The 18,345-nt window shown below is 46.2% G+C and carries 16 protein-coding genes; 4 read left to right on the top strand and 12 right to left on the bottom strand.

Annotated features, from left to right (window positions below):
- Window positions 1-93: 93 nt before the first annotated feature.
- The 5 genes from PY479_RS09075 to rmuC form a co-directional block, all read right to left on the bottom strand.
- A complete protein-coding gene (locus tag PY479_RS09075; RefSeq protein ID WP_275483555.1) occupies window positions 94-2,142 on the bottom strand; it encodes a transglutaminaseTgpA domain-containing protein in 2,049 nt (682 codons plus the stop codon).
- Window positions 2,129-3,118, bottom strand: coding sequence for a DUF58 domain-containing protein (locus PY479_RS09070; RefSeq protein WP_275483554.1), 990 nt, complete (start codon window positions 3,116-3,118; stop codon window positions 2,129-2,131). The genes PY479_RS09075 and PY479_RS09070 overlap by 14 nt, the downstream gene beginning before the upstream one ends.
- A gap of 6 nt (window positions 3,119-3,124) precedes the next feature.
- On the bottom strand, window positions 3,125-4,030 hold the full coding sequence (locus tag PY479_RS09065) for an AAA family ATPase (RefSeq protein WP_212596387.1): 906 nt from the start codon (window positions 4,028-4,030) through the stop codon (window positions 3,125-3,127).
- Window positions 4,031-4,140: 110 nt separating this feature from the next.
- The gene (locus tag PY479_RS09060) at window positions 4,141-6,039 is read right to left on the bottom strand and encodes a transglycosylase SLT domain-containing protein (protein WP_275483553.1); all 1,899 of its coding nucleotides are present in this window, start codon (window positions 6,037-6,039) and stop codon (window positions 4,141-4,143) included.
- Between the two features lie 65 nt (window positions 6,040-6,104).
- A complete protein-coding gene (rmuC, locus tag PY479_RS09055; protein ID WP_275483552.1) occupies window positions 6,105-7,589 on the bottom strand; it encodes a DNA recombination protein RmuC in 1,485 nt (494 codons plus the stop codon).
- A gap of 208 nt (window positions 7,590-7,797) precedes the next feature.
- Here rmuC and msrP point away from each other — a divergent pair, with 208 nt between their 5' ends.
- The gene (gene msrP / locus PY479_RS09050; RefSeq protein ID WP_212596390.1) at window positions 7,798-8,823 is read left to right on the top strand and encodes a protein-methionine-sulfoxide reductase catalytic subunit MsrP; all 1,026 of its coding nucleotides are present in this window, start codon (window positions 7,798-7,800) and stop codon (window positions 8,821-8,823) included.
- Complete coding sequence (gene msrQ, locus PY479_RS09045; protein WP_275483551.1) at window positions 8,823-9,419, top strand: protein-methionine-sulfoxide reductase heme-binding subunit MsrQ; 597 nt, start codon at window positions 8,823-8,825, stop codon at window positions 9,417-9,419. The genes msrP and msrQ overlap by 1 nt, the downstream gene beginning before the upstream one ends.
- Window positions 9,420-9,422: 3 nt before the next feature.
- Here msrQ and PY479_RS09040 read toward each other — a convergent pair whose 3' ends face one another.
- The 3 genes from PY479_RS09040 to PY479_RS09030 form a co-directional block, all read right to left on the bottom strand.
- On the bottom strand, window positions 9,423-10,739 hold the full coding sequence (locus PY479_RS09040; protein ID WP_275483550.1) for a diguanylate cyclase: 1,317 nt from the start codon (window positions 10,737-10,739) through the stop codon (window positions 9,423-9,425).
- Window positions 10,736-11,737: an ABC transporter substrate-binding protein gene (locus PY479_RS09035; RefSeq protein WP_275483549.1), complete on the bottom strand. Its 1,002-nt coding sequence runs from the start codon at window positions 11,735-11,737 to the stop codon at window positions 10,736-10,738. Before PY479_RS09035 ends, PY479_RS09040 begins: the two co-directional genes overlap by 4 nt.
- A gap of 279 nt (window positions 11,738-12,016) precedes the next feature.
- Complete coding sequence (locus tag PY479_RS09030; RefSeq protein ID WP_212596394.1) at window positions 12,017-12,331, bottom strand: hypothetical protein; 315 nt, start codon at window positions 12,329-12,331, stop codon at window positions 12,017-12,019.
- Window positions 12,332-12,522: 191 nt separating this feature from the next.
- Here PY479_RS09030 and PY479_RS09025 point away from each other — a divergent pair, with 191 nt between their 5' ends.
- Window positions 12,523-13,017 carry a putative 4-hydroxy-4-methyl-2-oxoglutarate aldolase gene (locus tag PY479_RS09025; RefSeq protein ID WP_275483548.1) on the top strand — a complete coding sequence of 165 codons (495 nt, stop codon included), beginning with the start codon at window positions 12,523-12,525 and terminating at the stop codon, window positions 13,015-13,017.
- A 35-nt stretch (window positions 13,018-13,052) separates the two neighbouring features.
- Window positions 13,053-14,891, top strand: a complete 1,839-nt coding sequence (locus PY479_RS09020; RefSeq protein WP_275483547.1) for an AsmA family protein — start codon at window positions 13,053-13,055, stop codon at window positions 14,889-14,891.
- 130 nt (window positions 14,892-15,021) lie between these two features.
- Here PY479_RS09020 and PY479_RS09015 read toward each other — a convergent pair whose 3' ends face one another.
- From PY479_RS09015 to kdnA, 4 genes are all read right to left on the bottom strand, one after another.
- On the bottom strand, window positions 15,022-15,213 hold the full coding sequence (locus tag PY479_RS09015; RefSeq protein WP_212596397.1) for a DUF2897 family protein: 192 nt from the start codon (window positions 15,211-15,213) through the stop codon (window positions 15,022-15,024).
- A 14-nt stretch (window positions 15,214-15,227) separates the two neighbouring features.
- Window positions 15,228-15,965, bottom strand: a complete 738-nt coding sequence (kdsB, locus tag PY479_RS09010; protein ID WP_212596398.1) for a 3-deoxy-manno-octulosonate cytidylyltransferase — start codon at window positions 15,963-15,965, stop codon at window positions 15,228-15,230.
- Between the two features lie 71 nt (window positions 15,966-16,036).
- On the bottom strand, window positions 16,037-17,107 hold the full coding sequence (kdnB, locus tag PY479_RS09005) for a 3-deoxy-alpha-D-manno-octulosonate 8-oxidase KdnB (protein ID WP_275483546.1): 1,071 nt from the start codon (window positions 17,105-17,107) through the stop codon (window positions 16,037-16,039).
- Between the two features lie 20 nt (window positions 17,108-17,127).
- Window positions 17,128-18,315: an 8-amino-3,8-dideoxy-alpha-D-manno-octulosonate transaminase KdnA gene (gene kdnA, locus PY479_RS09000; protein ID WP_212596400.1), complete on the bottom strand. Its 1,188-nt coding sequence runs from the start codon at window positions 18,313-18,315 to the stop codon at window positions 17,128-17,130.
- Between the last annotated feature and the right edge of the window lie 30 nt (window positions 18,316-18,345).

The raw sequence follows: 18,345 nt of genomic DNA, 5'->3' as shown, positions 1-18,345 counted from the left end.
GCCTTCAGTGGCGGATGGCGCTATTCTAAATAGCGGATGTGTAATGTGCCACTATTGTTCTTTACGGTTGTTATCTCTGTGATCTGAACGTTGTCAGATAGTCCCCGTTTGTGGGGTACGCTCCTTTAGCTCAGGTGTCGTACGCAGTAACGCTAACCACAATTTATGGCTTTGCCGATGAAACTGTCGGCTGAGTTTTCGTTGTTTTTTAGTCGTTAATTCAGCGTACTTGAGTTGCAGATATAAATCGCCCCAAACAATTAATGGCTGGTGTAATGCGGGCCAGTGTTTGGTTAACAGGGTGATAAAATCCACCGGCCCACAACCTATTGGTCGTACAATACCTTTGCGAGCGGCAACGCGACAGATGCTGCTAAAGTCGCGATCTAATTGACTGCGCCGTTGTGGCAGATATAGCAGTCCGGCGCTGTAGCCAATTATCGTGAACACTGCTGTCATCACGCCTAATACCAACAAAGCGATTCGCGTGGCGGTAACTTCACCGAGCAATTGGTTTAGCACTTGTTGTTGCCGGTCGTTATCAAACCCCAGCACCCATACCGTCCAGTAATAATCGAGGCTGGCAAACTGCATGCGCAATTGATTAAACCAGGCACTGGCACGAATAGCTGGGAAAGTCGTATTCGCCAGGTAACTATCCTGAGGGGCAAACATGGCATCAAATCCATCCATGATCCGCTGCGGGGCAATCATCGCGGTTGGGTCGAATCGGCTCCACCCTCGATTAGGCAGCCATACTTCGCTCCAGGCATGTGCCATATATTGGTAGACACTCAGATATCCAGCTTCCGGATTAAACTCGCCGCCCTGATAGCCGGTCACTAATCGTGCTGGTAGGCCGCTGGCGCGAGCCATAAAAGTAAACGCCGAAGCATAATGCACACAAAAGCCTGCGCGCGTTTCAAACAAAAAATCGTCTAGCTGTTGAGGGCCTGTCGCTGGCGGTGTCAGCGTATAAAAAAATGGTTGCTGACGGAAGTATTGCATCATGGCGTTCAAACGCGGCAGCGCTTGCGGATATCTAAGGGTAAATTGCTGAGCCAAAGCGCGAGTGCGGGGGTTGATTTGTGCCGGCAGCGTTAGATTGCGTTGATATTCGGTCTCGCTGAGTTGTTCTTGCAAGGGGGCGTTCGGGTATTGTGTAACCTGATATTGAAATTTCTGCTCAAGCGATCGACTTGCATACAGACGATAGTCCGGCATGCTGAAAACGCCGGGCGTGTTGCTGAAAGCATTACCCATCGCAAATAACCAATGCTGGCCTGAGGGTTCGGCAATCACTTTATAGTTGCGACGGTTATCCCGCTCGACTGGTAACGTGCGCTCAGGTAGCAGGTGATTTACCCTGGACTGCAATGTTTTAATCGCCGACGATTGACGCCAGTGCTTTCCATCATAATCGTCTAACACAATTGCGCGCCAATAGCGCTCTGCGGGTTTGGGAACGGCACCGTCAAAGGTGGCACGAAAAGTGAGTTCGGAAGACCGAGTCAACTGCGAAATATCGCCAAATCCCACTTCATCTGAAAGCCCGGTGCTGGCAGATTTCATCTGGGGTACCATCCACAGCGGCGCAAACCTGGGAACCACGATAAACAGCAGAAGGGTCAAAGGAATACTTTGAAGCAGTAATTTAATCGTTAACCAGCTTTGGGTGGCGGGTGAGCAGTTTTCACGGAAGAGACTAACCAATGTTAGGGTGTTGATGGCGGTGACGGGCAACAGTAGTAATACATTGCCTATCCCCTGGTGATCAATAAATGTCAGTGCGATGAGAAAATAACCCGCCAGAATGATGGCCAATACATCACGGCGTCTACGGGCCTCAATATATTTTAAGGCATAGCCAAGAATAAGCAGATTAATCAACGTATTGAGTAATCCTAACTCACGACTTACCAAGGCTAATGTCGCCGCTGATGCGACTGCCAATACCGTGACTAGCCAGCGTGGTGGGCGTGCGACCTTCCCAAGATAGATCCCTAAGCGCCAGACAAAACAGATGCCACATATTCCCAATGATGCAACTGTGATTTTGTCATGCAAAGGCAGCAATACGGCAATGTTGGTCAATAACAACCACAACAAGGTTCGGCGGCTGAGATGCTCACTGCTGTTCATCGCTAGCCTCCGTCATAGTTAAGGGCTGATATACAGCCAATGCGCGTAAGCAGGCGATGCGCTGCGCTTCACCTGCGGCCGGTGGCAACTGTTGTTTATCCAGTTGTAATCCCCAGTTAACGCAATTTTGTTTGGCTAGTTGGTCGACCTGCCAGCAGAGTGTCTCAAGTGCCTGTTCCAACGCCTCACCGCACAGATTGGCCGGGAGTTGCAACCAGACGGGATCTCCGTGCGGATCGCTAAATTCTTTGGAAAGCATACCGCGGCCCTGAGCGAATTGTTTCCAGGCGACTTGCTTAAGTGATTCGCCTGGGTGCCAGGATTTTAGACCGCAAAATTCATCCATACCGAACTGGTACAGTGGTGAATCCTCTCCGCCTCCGGGTATGGAATGCAACCGCACTTTATCGGGGTGATAAGCGGGAAATACCAACAAGGGGTTATCCATATCGACCCATGACCATACGCGGCATAAACCCAATGGGTAATGTGATTCGACGAGCAGTCTTCCGGGCGATAAATAACCGCGGTGACGGGTGGGTAAAGGCAGCGCAGCGATTTGGCCTTGTGAGGTGACCTCTTTAACTGTCACCACGTCGCCAGCGGGATAGCTGAGATTAATTTGATACAGCTGGCTGTCAGCGGTCACCTTAAGCGGAATGGCTACCGTTTCCCCTGCGTATACATCTGGCGCCGGCAGTGCGGACAATTGCAAACCCGCAAGATTACGGTAGCTATACAAAATAGCGCTAACGAAAATACTTCCCAACAATAAACTAAGCCCGATCACCAGATTGTTTTGATAATTGGTACCGAATAAAAAGAGTAACAAAGATAAAAGTAACCACATCAGACCAAAGCCGCTGGGTAATATAAAAATACTGCGGTGACTCAGACGCTGATGTTTTGCCGCCGGGATCCGTCGATTGAGCCAGCGGTGTAGCCACGGAGATAATTTGTAAGATGCGCTGGCCATGCGCAATTACCTGATAGGATTAATGGTGTTAAGCAGTCGTCGAGACAGTTGCTCTCCCTGTTGCTGGCTGGATTGCCGTAACCGGTGTTCAGCCACCGCCACAAATACCGCTTGTACATCCTCCGGTACCAGATACTGGCGGCCATGGATAAATGCCCAGGCTTTAGCCGCAGCCAGCAATGCTTTAGACGCACGAGGGGAAAGACCATAGCCTTCATTGAGTTCACGCGATCCTTCCACCAGCGCCAGTATGTAACTGAGCAATGCGTCAGATGCAGACACCTGATCGCATTGGCGTTGCAGTTGTGTCAGTTCCATGGCGCTGAGACATTGTGGTAAGTCGCCATGGTGGTCTTGACCACCTTTAAGCATTTTAAGTTCAGCGTCTGCGGATGGGTAACCGATGGATAAACGCATCATAAATCGATCCAGTTGCGATTCCGGTAACGGGAACGTGCCGGATTGTTCACTGGGGTTTTGTGTCGCCACCACAAAAAAGGGACGTGGTAACAAGTGGGTAATGCCATCGACCGTAATTTGCTGTTCCGCCATTGCTTCAAGTAACGCACTTTGGGTTTTGGGACTGGCACGGTTGATTTCATCAGCCAGGATCATTTGTCGGAAAATCGGCCCTTGATGAAATACAAATTCCGCTTGTTGCTTGTCGAAAATGGAGACCCCCAGGATATCGGCAGGCAGCATATCACTGGTGAACTGGATCCGTTGGTAACTGAGTCCGAGCGTTTGTGCCAGTGCCTGGGATAGGGTGGTTTTTCCCATCCCCGGCAGATCTTCAATCAGTAAATGTCCGCGGGCGAGAATACAGGCCAACGCCATGCGGATCACTCTCGGTTTACCAATCAGAACTTGCTGCAGTTGTTGTAGAACTTGTTCGATAACGCCTTGTTGCATAACATCCTCACTGAACGGCAGGTCTCAGTATTCAAGGTAATCGCTGTTCAACCAAGTGCCAAGCTTTTCAGCAGGTTAATTGCAATAAAGCCGCTATTAATGCTCCGGTATCAGTAACGATATTGTTTTTCAGCATTGCTGAAAAATGGTGGTGTCTGCTGCTGTTTCCTCTCGTAAATAGCCCGATAAGTAAACACTGCCTGCACATATTCTCGCGTTTCCTTAAAAGGCATTACCTCAACAAATGTCATTAAATCGAGTTTACCTTGGCTATCCTTTAGCCATTGCTTTACCCGGTATGGCCCAGCGTTATAAGCGGCGGTAGCGAGTATCCGATTACCATTAAAATCTTTGACTAACTGGCTGTAATAAGCACTACCCAGCGGAATATTAATTTCCGGCTGATATAAGCTTTTCACGCCTTGATAAGGAAGTTGATATTTCTTTGCTGTGAGCTCTGCGGTACTGGGCATCAACTGCATAAAACCCCGAGCACCTACGCCAGAGGTTGCATAAGTATTATAGGCACTTTCTCGGCGTGAGATTGCGCGCAATTCATTTACCGAAGTATTAAATTTTTTGCCAGCTTTATTAAAGCTTTCCTTTGCCGGGAAGGGGAAGCGCATCGTCATGTCATCCCATAGCTTGGCCGAAATACTGGCGTCTACTGCAAGCGCCTCCCAGCCTTGTTGTAACGCATACAAACCATATTGCGCCTGCATTTGCGGGTTATGACGTTGTAATAACATGATCCACTCTGGCTTGGCATCCAGCCATTTATCCATTGCCATCAATTCATTTATTCGTGCAAGCCCAGGATCATCGGCTAAACGCGCTTGCAGATTGTCTTTATTGACGGTGGGATCATGGGCCAGGTTGAGCGGTTTCCCCAGCTCACTGGCAACAGCAAAACCATAGAAATTACGCTGGTCGGCAATTTTGTTATAAGCGACATCATCCAGCATGCCGAGACGATGTTGCCAATATTGCCAACGCGCATCGTGGCGCGCTTCATCGCTAAGTAACGGTATGAGCTTTTTGACCGTGTCAATGTCCTGATCGGCAAGCGCCCAGCGGATACGCCGTTCGGTCAGATCATCCGAGTGCAACTGTGGCAGCATAGTGTCGACGGTATCTTTCAGATCGTCTTCTCGTTTAAGCAGCGCATACCACACCAGATAACGGTTAAGTTTGTGCCTGTCGTCATCATTGAATCGACCGGCTTTCTGGTATTTTTCATACAACGAAAATGCTTGTTTGAGATCTTTCGTTGCCAATCGTTTCAAGCCAACGGCGACGATATCGGCATAAATGGGCGCTTTACCGTTAAACGAGCGGCTATGACGTAATGTGCGAGGATCGCGGTAGACATCCAGTAACAACTGAGCCTGTGTTTTATGACGAGTTATCTTCTGCGACAGAAAGGTAAGCAACCCGGTTTCAGCCTCGTCGAAACTCAACAGCATGCGCGACCAGATCAGTTCTTGGGTACGAAACCCGTCATGGGTCCACGCCCTTAGTAATGGATCGCAGCTTTTAGGCAGTGAATGGCCGGTTAACCAAAGATCCTCGGCACCTTTGTAGGCTTGCTTTTTATCGCCCAATGCCAATTTTGCGCGGTAGTAATAACATTGAAGCTCTGGTGCTCGTGGCAGGTCTGGTGAAATAATCAAAAAATCCTGCCAACGTTGGTCGTTTGCTGTCTGCAATAGATAGCGATGACGTGACATGTCATACAACGGAGAACTGGCAAATGGCTGGATCGCACGCAAGGCTTCTTTGCCATGCATGTTTAAAATCGCATCCAGATTTGCATTAAAGTCGAGATAGATAGCAAGTGGATAGTTGCTAAGCTGCTTACGCAGCTTTTGGTAGGTGTCTGTTTGATTATTTTTGAGTGCGTCTCTGGCATCCAGATAAAGTTGCCGTTGCTGTGAATAATCAATATCAGCAGCAACAGCCAAACAGGATGACAATAGCAGCAGTACGCTAACGCAAATTGTCAGCAAACTCCTTTTGCACCTGATCACAAACATTTCCCACTCCCTACCACATGGAATCGGTGATATTCACCTTAGGATTCATTTACCACTTTTTTCACAGCATCAAGGCGTTCAACAGTTTCATCATCTTCTGTGTCACTATTGAGGGCTTTATCCAGCAGTTTTTGATCGAGTTGTTTACTGGTTTCTGCACCCAACTGCTTAATCTGCTGTGCCTGCTGGATAAGATTACCGCGGCCTGAGGAAAATTTACTCATCGCCCCGCTGAAACATTTATCCGCACTGGAAATAGCGCGTCCGAGCTTATCCATATCCTCCAGAAATCCACAAAGTTTATCGTATATTTTCCCCGCCTGACGGGCGATTTTTTGTGCGTGCTGGTTCTGATATTCATAGCGCCAGATATTATTGATCGTTCTCAGTGCGACCAACAGATTTGTCGGGCTGACAAGCATAATATTATTTTCGAGGGCGTAGTTTACCAGTTGCGGATCCTGTTCTAAGGCCAGTAAGAACGCTGGCTCGAGCGGAATAAACATCAACACATAGTCGAGGCTTTTTAAGCCATGCAATTGTTGATAATCCTTTTGTCCCAAGCCTTTGATATGAGTGCGAATGGAGTTGACATGTTCTCTGGCGGCTAACTGCTTTTCCTCATCGGTATCAGCATTAAAATAACGTTCATAAGCCAGCAATGACATTTTGGAGTCAATGACGACATCTTTGCTATCGGGCAGATGCACAATCACGTCAGGTTTAAAGTGTTTGCCATTATCATTTTTAAGGTCCTGCTGGATCTCATATTCGTGCCCGGCGCGCAGTCCGCTCTCCGATAACACCCGTTCCAGGATCACTTCACCCCAATTGCCTTGCTGTTTATTGTCGCCTTTTAATGCACGAGTCAAATTAACGGCATCTTCACTCATACGCTGGTTGAGGTGTTTCAGCTCTTCCAACTGATGTTTTAACGAATATCGCTCTGCTTGTTCCTTTGAATAAGATTCACTAATCTGTTGTCTGAATCCTTCAAGTTGCTGCTTTAATGGCGCAATAAAACCATCCATTTGCTGGGCATTCTGCGATTGCAATTTATGACTCTTGTCATCAAAAATTTTATTGGCAAGATTCTCAAATTGTACTTTTAACCGAGATTCACTGCTTTCTAACAAGGCCAGTTTATCGTTCAATGCTTGACGCTCTGCCTCGAAACGTGCGCTAAGCGTCTGTTGTACAGCATTGGATTTTGACAAGTTGAGCTGTGATTCCATCACCTTATGCTGAGCTTCTTTTAACTGCTGTTCCAGGAGTGGCACCCTTTCAGCATGGGCTTGAGCTTTACCCAGTACACTGATCTGTTGTTGTAATTGTTCCTGAGTGGATAGCAATTGTTGTGTTAGCTGTTGCAGTTGTGCCTGATACTGATTTTCTAATGCGTCTTGCGCCTGAGATCTGCCATGGCGCAACAACCAAAGCATGACTAGCGCAGTACAAAAGATAGCGACAAATAGCCAAATAACGGGAATTTGTGGGACCAGTAGTTCGTTGACCAAATCCATGGAACGATTCCTATAAAATGATAACTATTTACTAGGGTCGCATGGATAGGGGGCAGGCTTCAAGGCCTTGCTGCTATAGGGTTTCTTGGCTGCTTAAGGCTTGTACTTTGGCGTATGGTAAACGGTATTTACATGGTAGCGAATGCAACTGATTAGCGCTAAAGTTGTCAAACAGAATCAATACCAATGCATAAATATCGGATACGCCATGAACAGAAAATTCATCAGAGGCATCCGCCGCAAGCATCCTTGGGATATCGCCGAAAACGAGGTCACGCCTGAAGCGGTATTTCGCGATCGTCGGCGGATTACAGCGATGCTGGGACTGGGTGCGCTTAGTGCCAGTCTGCCAGGTTATGTGCAAGCCGGGATCTTCGATCTGTTTGGTGAAGATCAGCCATTATTTGCGACTCGGGCGTTAAACTTTACGGTAAATTCGCATTATCAGACCGCTGAACAGCAGACGCCATACGATAAAGTGATCCGGCATAATAACTTTTATGAATTTGGAACGGGTAAACAGGATCCATTTGAGAATGCACAAAAGCTAAAAGTTAACCCCTGGCAACTGAATATCGAAGGGCTGGTTGATAAACCGCTGACACTGGATTATGACGATTTGTATAAGTTAATCCCGCTGGAGCAGCGTATTTATCGCTTACGCTGTGTAGAAGCATGGTCTATGGTAATCCCTTGGGTAGGCTTTCCGTTAGCTGCACTATTGAAAAAAGTAGGGGTAAGTAGCAAAGCCTCTCATGTGGCATTTGAAACGCTGTTTGATCCTGAACAGATGCCCGGTCAACGTAATCCGTTAATGGGAGGGGGGATTCATTATCCTTATGTTGAAGGCTTGCGGCTTGATGAAGCGATGAATGAGCTGACGTTCCTGGCTGTAGGTTTGTATGATCAAACGTTATCGCCTCAGAGTGGCGCGCCTATCAGATTAGTTGTGCCCTGGAAATATGGCTTTAAGAGCATCAAGTCTGTTGTGCGGATCCGTCTGGTAGATAAAGAACCGCCAAACAGCTGGCACCAACTCGTACCGCATGAGTATGGATTCTATGCCAATGTCAATCCTGAAGTAGATCATCCCCGCTGGTCTCAGGCGAGTGAACGACGTATCGCCGCTGGTGGGCTGTTCAACGCGAAACGTATAGCGACACTGCCTTTTAATGGCTATGGCGAGCAGGTGGCTGCGATGTATCAAGGAATGGATCTAAGGAAATACTTCTGATGTGGCGTATTTCTCGCCGAGCGTTATTTTGGGGAAAGGTGCTATTGCATGTCGCCGCTGCATTACCCATAGCACTATTGGTTCTGGCGGTTTACCGCGATGATGCCGGTGGCGATCCGGTGCAATACATCATCCATTTTTTAGGAAAGGGCGCGCTGAATCTTTTGCTGCTGACCTTAGTGGTGTCACCTGTGGCTGCTTGGACCAAACAAGGAATGCTGGTGCAACTAAGGCGACCACTGGGTTTATGGACATTCTGCTACGCCTGTTTGCACTTGCTGGCATACATCAGTCTTGACCTGCTGTTCGCTTGGCAATTGCTGTTGCAGGAAGTCATTAAGCGTCCTTACATCGTGGTCGGAGCCTGTGCCTGGTTGATCCTTTTAGCGTTAGCTTTAACCTCGTTTAAAGCCGCACAGCGGCGGATGGGTAAACGATGGCAGCAGCTGCACTATGGCATTTATCCCGCAGTACTGTTAGTGACGATACATTACTATTGGTCCGTTAAATCTGAAATCATTGAACCCAGTCTCTATATTTTGCTAGCGCTACTGTTGTTATCTTTTCGATTACGTAAATTTTCGCGAAAAGTATGAAGGTCATCTATGCACGGCATCGTGGGATGCTGATGTCGACGGCATTGTCGGGTGGCGTTGCTTTTTGGTTTCATACATGGCCGAATCTGCATGATTGAGTAATGCGGCGAGTGTGTGACCATCTGACGGATAAACGCTGATCCCGATGCTTAAGCCGACATCCAAGTGCTGCTCCTTCAGGGGAATTGCGACGCCAGTATTGCGAATTTTACTGGCAACTAATTCAATTTCTTCGTATTTATGCACAGGCTCCAGCCACACGATAAATTCATCACCGCCAAAACGGGCGATCATGTCAGATGCCCGCAAGCTATGTTGTAAACGTTTAGCGATTTCTTTCAGTACAGCGTCCCCCGCCGCATGACCAAGGCTATCATTAATTGGTTTAAACCGGTCTAAGTCGATGAACAACAGTGCCGCTTGTTGTTGCTGCCGTTTACATCTTTCAATGGCTAATTCAATTTGGACGTTGGCCGCTCCACGATTAAGGACACCGGTAAGATCATCATGTTCCGCCATATGCCGCAGTTTTTCCTGCTGGATCTGTAGCCGTTGAGTCTGATCTTCAACTTCCTTCTGCAGCTGATCGCGCTTGTGCGTGGCAGCCAATAATTCCTGTTTCATTCGATTAAACTCTTCGGCTACCTCTCCAAACTCCTCACCTTTCGGCATTTTGACTTTACTGAAAAGATCACCGGCCGCAAGGTCCTTGATCCCCTTTTTCAGGGTACTTAGATGCATTTTGAAACGGGCCAGTGTTTGCAACGAAAACAGCGTCACCAGAATAGCAATAAGTGACAGCAGGATGCCGTTGAAATACAGGTGTTGTACCTGCATGCGACGCGCCTTATTGACCACTTGGGTTTGTAATCGCAATAGATCTTCACTCATGGATTGGATAATAGCGCTGTATCTGGCGGTCAGTACCATCGTGCCATTAGCATCAACGGGTTGTTGATTAATGAAATTTTGACGGGAAAGATTAAGCAGCACGCCAATGTTATCTTCGTGACGTTTCAGGCTGTTCAACAATTTTAATTCGGTGCTATCCATGGGTAATGCTAAGGCTACATCAATGTGGTGGTGTAAATTCTCCAACGCTCTTGTGGTGTCGTTGATCGCCTTCTGATCTTGAAATTGCTGCAATAGCCAGAGATTGGAACGTAGCAGATCGACCCTTAGCTGAACTTCAGTGAGATGATTAATCAGTTCAAATGAACGGATCATCATCGTACGTTGATTAAGTAAGGCGATACCATGGGCCAAAGCCAATATCACGCACAACACCACCAGTAACTTTAACCGTTTAGATATTCTCATTCTTTACGTACCAGTGATTTGTGGATAACGCGATTAAGCGCTGATGGGTCAATATAGTTACGATAATCAGGGATGTTAGTGGTAGTCACTAACTGCGCTTCTATAGCCCAACGGGCCTGTGCTTGCAGATTACTTACGAGCGTATTGTCTAACGATAAACGAAATTGATAGTCTGGCCATAAGGCTGAAACCTCTGTTACAGGCACTTTGAGGTAGTCAGAGACAATCTGTTGCGATTGCTCAGGTTGTTCAATAATAAACTGAATAGCTTGATTTAGCGCTCTCAGTACCTGAATGTGTTGTTGCAGATTGGTCACAGTGCTATTGCGTAATGCCAAAAGATTAAATGACAGACTGTAAATACCTTTGGTTTTGAACTGAAAAACCTGTGTTGGATATTGCTGTTGTAACTGAAAAGCAAAAGGTTCCCATACCGATATTGCGTCAACAGCACCGGCCATTAATGCGTCACCAATGTCATAAGGCGCAATATCCATGCGTTGTAATTGCTGTTGGGGATGTCCGGTCATAAGTAATATGGCATCCATAAAGTACTCACTGGCACTGCCTGATACGATTCCCACTTTATGAGAAAGTAAATCACCAGGTTGACGTATGCCGGACGATGCTTTAGCAATGATTTTTATATCATTATCAGATTCGGCAAAACTACTGATGATGCTAAAATCATTGCGTGCAAAGCTGTTAAACATCACCACCGTTTCCGAGCTTGTTGCCAGATCCGCATCGCCGCGTGTTAGCGCATTAAAACAGTCATAGCCACCTTTTATGGGCAGCAATTGCACGGTCAGTTGTTGCTCCCTGAAAAAGCCCATTCGTTCGGCAATAATCACCGGTGAAGAGAGTGGAGAGGTGGAAACCGCTATGCGTAACGGTTGCGTGGTAGGCAAAAGCACATAGGCAGGATTGGCAGAAACACCAATCCAAAGAAGCACACTGCCTAACACCAAAAACAGCAGCAAAAGGTACTTTTCCATTATTGATATGCCGACTTCCCAGAGATTAAGGGTAGTTAAGATCTTGGTTCTTATTGTGGTTTTAAGTCTAGCGTATGCTTCTGGTAACGCCAGTTTCCAATACGTTGTACTTAAAATTGATTAGTAGCGATTCTGTGGGAAAATGGTGAATAACAATGACGGCCCAATATTTTTCTAATATGAGCGGGTGAAAACAATATAATTTTAATATTGGTAGTGAAGATACAAAAGTCAAACAGTAGTTGTGGTTAATAGCAACTACCGTTTGGCTTTTATTTATTATTTTTGTAAGGTCGCCATATAATTGACAACCTCGTCATAACTCATATCGAGTTCTTTGGAGAGGTTTATTACTTTGGTTTTGAATGTTTGTACTTTTTCGTTCTTGAGTTGTTGATGTTGCATTTCATCAACGAGTTCATTAACTGCTTCCTGCAGTAACTGCATACGCTTAATACTATAATCCAATGACTTGAGATAACGAGTCATCTGTTGTTTGTTTCTCGCCTGTTCAAGATCCGTTGAATGCTTTTTTTCATATCCATATTCATCAAGCGCAGCTATCGCACTTTGCAGATCAAGCTCTTTGCTCATGTAATTCTCTTAATAGGGTAAACTTCAAAGAAACAGGGTGGAGTGCTACTTGATAAATTAGTGTAGCAAGCAAAGTGTATATTATTTTTCGCTATTATCTCAAGCACAATATATGAAGTTTATTATAACTTGAGCGCTATCAATAACACCGCTAATCTTAAAGTAAATTATTGTAAAAAGGCCCATAAATTATGTTGGATTTACTTCCGGATCTTTTCGACACATATCCTGAACAGATACAACTTTTATCACTGCCGTTGACGCAATATGGTGGTAAGCACGTTTTTTGGGGGGAAGTTGTCACCGTGTATTGTTTCGAGGACAACTCCATGGTGAAACAACTGCTGGCAAGACCGGGACAAGGGCGAGTATTAGTTGTTGATGGGGGTGGTTCGCTAGACAAAGCGCTGATGGGGGACTTGATCGGTCAAAGTGCCGCCGATAACGGTTGGGCTGGTGTCGTAATAAATGGCGCGATCCGCGATGCCGGAGCGTTGTCAACGATGCCAATAGGCATTAAGGCGCTCGGTACAGTCCCTATAAAGACCGAACGTAAAGGGCTGGGCGATGTTAATTGCCCGTTAGTTTTCGGTAAGCAGACAGTTGCGCCAGGGATGTTTATTTATGCAGATGACAATGGTTTGGCCGTGAGTAATACGGCTTTGGATCTAAGTCTGTTAGGCTAGATGAATTGACTGGATGCAATCAAAAGGACTGAAAAATGAAAGCATTAAAGTGGATAATCGGCGTGGTGTTGCTGATTTTAGTGGGGTTTGTATTCTACTTGACGGTAGTCTTTGATCCGAATGATTTTAAGCCGCAAATCATTGCCGCTGTAGAAAAGCAAACTGGCAGAACCTTGGCCATTGATCAGGATTTAAGTTGGACCTTCTTTCCCACAATAGGCATTAAGGCCGGCGGTATATCACTCAGCAATCCAAAAAACTTCTCCGAAAAACAGATGGTTGCTGTTAATGAAATTGTCGCTAATGTCGATCTGTTACCCTTACTAAGCAAACAGGTAAAAATTTCACAACTGAAACTTGATGGTCTGCAGTTGAATTTGGAGACCACCAAAGATGGCCGAACCAGCTTTGAGGGGTTAATGGCATCTGATGAAGGGCAAGGTGGCAAGACACCGGCTGACGCTTCAAGTCAGCGCGGAAATATTATGCTGAAAGGACTTAATATCGGTGGTATTGATATCAGTAACGCCCAGGTTAAATTGCTCGACAGCCAGCAAGCTGCTGAAAATGTTTTTACGCTAGAATCGTTAACGGTAGGGGCTTTGGCTTTGGACAGTTTTGCACCAATTACATATAAATTTAACGGTAAGATGCCTGATATGACCGTGAGTAGTGAAGGGCAGGGACAGCTTAAAATTTCGAGTGATTTGAAACAGATATTCCTTAAAGATTTCACTATTCACAATAACCTTGCTGGGGTGAATCTTCCAAAAGGTGAGCTAAAAGCGGATCTGACGACCAATATTCAACTGAATACTGGCACCCAAACAGTTGCCATGGTGCTGAATAAATTGGCATTGGCTGACATTAATGGTTCTGGTGAATTGAATCTTTCCTACGGAAGTAAAGTACCGCAAGTGGATGCAACATTGGCTTTCGGCACAGTTGACCTCGATAAGTTGATGTCAGCAGCAGAAGCCAATACGACTGAACAGCCAGCTGCGGCGACAAGTGTTGCAGCGACTTCAGTCGAGCCAGATTTGAATGGCATGAAAGCGGTTAATATGACCCTCAGGCTCACCATCGCTTCATTAAAAGCGGCCGGTGTGACTACCGATAACTGGGTTATCAATACCAAATTGCATAATGGAGTCTTGGAGGTACAAAAACTAACGGCGGATCTTTATCAAGGCTCCCTAACCGCAAGTGCAAAAGTGGATGGTCGAAATAAGCTTGCGAGTTACAGCTTTGACAGTGAGCTGAAGCAAGTAAATTTGCAGCCTTTACTGAAAGATGCGGCGGACGTCGATATGTTGGCCGGCACCGCTAACATCAATGCCAAAGGCAGCGGGCGCAGTTTAATACCGGAGAACATTAAAAAGAATCTTGATGTCAGTGGTAATTTTAATATTGCGGATGGTGCGCTTTATGGCGTCAATATTCCATTAATGATCAGAAATGCGCAGGCAAAGCTCAAAGGTGATTTAAGTAGCCAGAGTGGTGAAGAAGAGAAAACCGATTTTACCAGTCTAACAGGTTCCTTTACGGTTAAAGACGGGCTCGCCAACAATCCTGATTTGCTAATGTCTTCTCCGTTAATTCGTCTATCTGGCGCCGGCGGGGCCAACCTGCTACAGGAGACCTTAGATTATCGGTTAAAGACTTCTTTGGTGAGCACCCTTAAAGGCCAGGGCGGCAAAACAACAGATCAGTTGGCTGGGGTAGAAATTCCCTTGTTGATCAGCGGTACATTCGCTAAACCCAAATATTCTTTAGATACTGATGCGTTGTTTAAAAATAAACTGAAGGACGAAACCGAAAAAGTTAAAGATAAATTGAAAGATAGCCTGTTGAAAAAACTCGGTGGCGGTTAATGGAGAACTAGCCGTCGCCATTGAAAGGTCAGGTTCAGAGCTAACTTTCTACCGGTATTGGATGTCGGCTGGGGTTGCAAAAGTTGTGAGTTATGAGATAGAAAAGCCCCCAATCATGGAGGCTTTTTTATTACTTTCGATGTTCTTCTTTGTCTGGTGGTTTTTGCGTTGAGTCTTGACTATCAGGCTTGTCGCTATCTTTCTGATGGGGTTGACCAAAAGGTGGCAATTTAAATTTTGCACTGTATTTCAATACCGCAATGTTGCTGAATACAACGCCTATTACCAGCAATATGATGAGCCAAACTTCCCAGCTAGACATGATAATAACCCGTATTAATCGACGGCTAATCGCTGTTCACAGCGTCGAATATCTTCCGGTGTATCGACTTCTGGCGAATCAAAGGCGCTGATGGCTATCTTGATCGGATGACCATATTCCAAGGCTCGCAATTGTTCGAGCTTTTCGAGACTCTCCAGTTTACCCATAGGTAACTTTGCAAAGGTTTCGACGAAACGACGAGTATATGCGTAAACGCCCAGATGTTTATATACCGGGTATTCCTTGACATCACGGCCGAATGGGATCCGTGCCCGAGAAAAATATAATGCAAAGTTATTGTTATCAAACACCATCTTAACGTGCTTAGGATCGTCTAGCTCACTTGGGTCGGTGATTTGATAGGCAAGGGTGGCCATTTCAAACTCACCTGGATGCAGTTTAAAAAGATCAACGATCTGCTCGATAGAAATGGGATCGATTAATGGCTGGTCACCCTGAAGGTTGACCACTAAATCGTCATCAGCAAGTCCAAGTTGTGCAATGGCATCATTAATGCGGTCTGTACCAGAAGCTGCATCAGGATCAGTCATTATCACCTGACCGTGAAAACTCTCTACAGCCTTTTTGATACGTTCGTCATCCGTTGCCACATAGATATTATCGATTCCTTTGGCCAGTAGTGCTCGTTCATAAACACGCTGGATCATCGGCTTGCCGTTAATCGGTGCCAGTGGCTTGCCAGCAAAGCGGCTAGAACCATAGCGTGCAGGGATTAACAGGGTAACTTTCATGGATATACCTATAAATAAATGTCAGGGTCCTTAACGGACCCTGACGAAGTTAAGAGTAACGATTACCAAGCTTAGATGCGACGGAATAGCTTGGTCAACATTTCATCGGTGACTTTTTCCTGCCAGCTATCACCGTATACGTTTGCCCACAATGGCCCCATGCTCTTGGTCACTTTTACCATGGCAGCAATGGTTTCATTTGGCAGATCTTTACAGATGTTTTGCGGTAACTGAATGTTATGCTGTTTCATCATGCTGCGGAATTCTTCCATGTGAGATGGATAGAAATCGTCCAGTACGTTGAAGGCAATACAGTTACCAATACCGTGGTGGAAGCCTAAAACATAGGCCAGCCCATAGGATACTGCGTGACAAGCACCCACCTGGCTGTAAGCAATGCTCATGCCGCCCATAAAGGATGCCATCATCAGTTTGTCATCTTTATTTGGATGACCTTCGATAAAGACTTCACGGCACAGATCTAACGATTTTTCAGCGTAAGCGCGAGAAAACTCATTAAGGAAGGTGCCTTCCAGCGATTCAATACAGTGGATCCAGCAATCCATACCAGTGTAGAACCATTGATCGGTTGGCACCCCGGCAATTAGTTCAGAGTCCATAATGATCTGATTGAACACCGTGTAATCTGAGTTCAGTCCCAGTTTACGTTCTGGGCCACACAGAACGGCAGTGCGAGAAGCTTCTGCACCAGTACCGGAAATGGTTGGAATACCAATATGATGTACAGCTGGGTTTTTGATCAGATCCCAACCCTGATATTTGGCTGAACCACCTTCGTTAGTTAGCATCAGAGACACGGCTTTGGCCAAGTCCATGGTCGCACCACCACCGATACCGACAACGCTCACTGGCAGTTTGGCAGAGAATTTCTGGACCTGCTCAGTCAAACCATCTACTTGCACAGTTGTGGGTTCGTCAGTGACATCTACCCATAACAGAATGTCTTGTGCTTTAAGCGGCAGACGGCTTTCTAAAGGTTTGCCCTGGTGTACGTTGTCCACAACGAAAACGACAAAATCGTCAGCGTGTTTGCGCTCGGCAGCCAGAACTTCGTCTAACTGAGCGAAAGAACCACGTCCGAAAATCATTTTAGGGACAACTTGGAAATTCTTAAATTTCATCGTTACCTGCTCCTGATAAATTATTGGGCAAACGCCTTTTTAATATTGGCAATGCGCTCGGCAATCTGTGCATCAGTCCAGGACAGTTTAATTGCCATGGAGATGGTCCGGCTCATGATGTCGTCGGATTTTGGCACAGATACTTTAGTGTAATCGGGCCGGTCTTTAATTAATGAGATCGGCAGGGCGGCAGCACTATGCATCTGCTGGATGTGCTGCCAGTTTTTCAGGTAGTGCCAGTTATTGACATACCAGTAGAAGCAACCGTCAACGCCATTGGCGGCCAATTTTTTGCTGATTTCCTGAGTACGAGCTTCAGTTGGCAACATAAAGCTTAAAAAGCTGGCGTTATCGCCTTCAACATCAGGAATTTCGCGGAAAGTCACTTCGGCAATCTCGGCCATAGCATCTTTCAGTAATTTTTTATTTTTACGCTGGATATCAATGATGGTATCCAGTTTGCGCAGCTGTGCCAGACCTAATGCAGCATTCATTTCACTGATCCGGAAATTCAGCCCCATAATGGGATGAGTTTCAGCGCCGCGGTCATTTCCGATATGGTCATGACCATGATCGGAAAACATGTGGGCATTGTTATAGATATCATCGTTATTACTGATGACCGCACCGCCTTCACCGCAAGTGATGGTTTTTACAGAGTCAAAGGAATAACAACCAACATCGCCAATGGAACCTAGTGCCTGGCCGTGATAACTACCACCAATAGCTTGGCAAGCGTCTTCCAGCAGGATCAGGTTGTGCTTATCACAGATGGCTTTAATCTCATCAATCTTGCCCATGGAGCCACACATATGCACCAAGTTAACAGCTTTGGTACGGGGAGTAATGGCGGCTTCAATTCCTTCTGGTGACAAACACAGGGTTTCGTCAATTTCGGCAAATACTGGTATCGCACCGGCAATAGCGATCGCTTCGACAGAGGCCACAAAAGTGAATGGGGGAACAATGACTTCATCACCAGCACCAATACCCGCAGCATTTAAGGCAGTTTGCAGAGCAGCAGTACCGCTGGATAACAGATGTGCATGTTTAACGCCCATTTTTTCACACAGCAACTGCTCCATATCGCGGGTCTTCCAGCGACCATGACGCATCTGGTCAAAGTTGTAACGGAAGGTAAAACCATGTTCCATTACGTCTGCCACTTCCTGCTTTTCTTCAGGACCGAATAATTCAAAACCGGGCATGGGAAGTTATCTCCTAGGATATAAATTGTG

Origin of the sequence: Shewanella sp. A32, from assembly GCF_029167175.1 — a bacterium.
Lineage (GTDB): Bacteria > Pseudomonadota > Gammaproteobacteria > Enterobacterales > Shewanellaceae > Shewanella > Shewanella yunxiaonensis.
This window is presented reverse-complemented; position numbering and strand designations above follow the sequence as displayed.